The sequence below is a fragment of the Streptomyces sp. NPDC002835 genome, from assembly GCF_053591995.1.
In genome coordinates, this window is the sequence record NZ_JBSFUW010000135.1 from 1 (window position 1) to 1,310 (window position 1,310).

1 protein-coding gene is annotated in these 1,310 nt (G+C 68.9%); it reads right to left on the reverse strand.

The annotated features are described in order from the left end of the window. Positions 1–1,310 (reverse strand): golvesin C-terminal-like domain-containing protein (locus ACWD01_RS37515; protein ID WP_451168470.1); only part of this gene is annotated, 1,310 nt, incomplete at both ends.

A 1,310-nucleotide genomic window follows, 5' to 3' on the forward strand; every position in this document is an offset into this window, starting at 1 on the left:
GTCAGGCGCGGGATGCTCGAGGTCTCGCCGCCGTAGTAGCCGTCACCGGCCTCGTAGCGGGGGCCGCCGAGCGGGCCGGTGGACGACTCGTCCGCGGCCTTGAGGATGAAGCCGTGGTTCGTGGTGCCGTTCACCCACTTCTGCACGGTGTCGGCGACCGGGAACTCGTGCCACTGGTTGTACTCGCCCTTGTTCTTGACGATCTGGGCGGGGTTCACCAGGCGTACCGCGTCCGCGATGACGGCGGTCGAGGTGGAGGCGGGCCCGTCGCCGAGGACGACCTTGCCCACCGTGCCCTTGTTGAACGGCAGCTGGTTGCCGCCGTTCAGCGAGGTCCACACACCGTTCGTGCCGGCCGACTGGTCGACGGTGAACGTCTGGCTGCCGTCGCGGTGGGTCACCGTGTACGGGGCGTTGGTCGCCCGGTCGGTGGCGGCCACGTAGTGGACGTCGACCCGGTAGGTGGCGGTGTCGGTGACCTTCGGCTGCCAGGTGTACTTGTCCCCGGCGACCGATTCCTTGTTGTAGCGGTAGTCCTGGCCGATCGCGTACTGGGTCAGCGTCGAGCCGGACGCCGGCCAGGCGCCGGTCGCGGCCGTCGTGCCCGCGTCGCCGTCATCGGCCTGGACGCTGGTGCCGGACAGCTCGCCCAGCAGTCCGGAGGTGTTGGACCAGGTCGCCGTCGACTCGTCCCACGTCCCGGTCGCCCGGTGCGCCGCGATGGTGACGTCGTTGCCGTTGGTGGTGTGCGACTGGTCGAAGTAGACGCCCAGCCGCGCCCCGTCGACCTTCACACCGGCCGGGATCTCGTCCAGCGGGAACTTCAGCAGCGAACGGGCCTGGGCGGTGCTGGAGGTCTTGCCCGCGGCCAGCTTCCAGGAGGAGTTGAAGTTCACGCCCGGCTGGTCGGACAGGACCATGGCGTCCTGCGAACCTGCCGGCGAGGGCGCGATGGTGATCGTCGGGTCGATCACCACGGGGTACTGGCGCTCCTTCGCCGCCAGCCACTTGGCGTCCGGCGTGACGGTCAGCTTCCAGCCGTCGCCGTCACGGGTGAGCTTCTGCGTGACCGACGCGGTGTACTCGTATCCGTACGGCGACGACGCCGACTTCTTCGCGTCAGTCATGTACGGCGCCGGAATCACCAGCACCGGGGTGTTGGGGAGTTCGCCGAAGAACGCGATGGAGCCGTCCTTGCGGGCTTTGGGCACCAGGCCCTCGGTGTCAAGGGTGAAGGTGTACTTCACCGGACCGGCGGGACGCCGCGCCAGGGTGATGTTCTCCTTCACCCGGCCGGGACCGACCTGGTA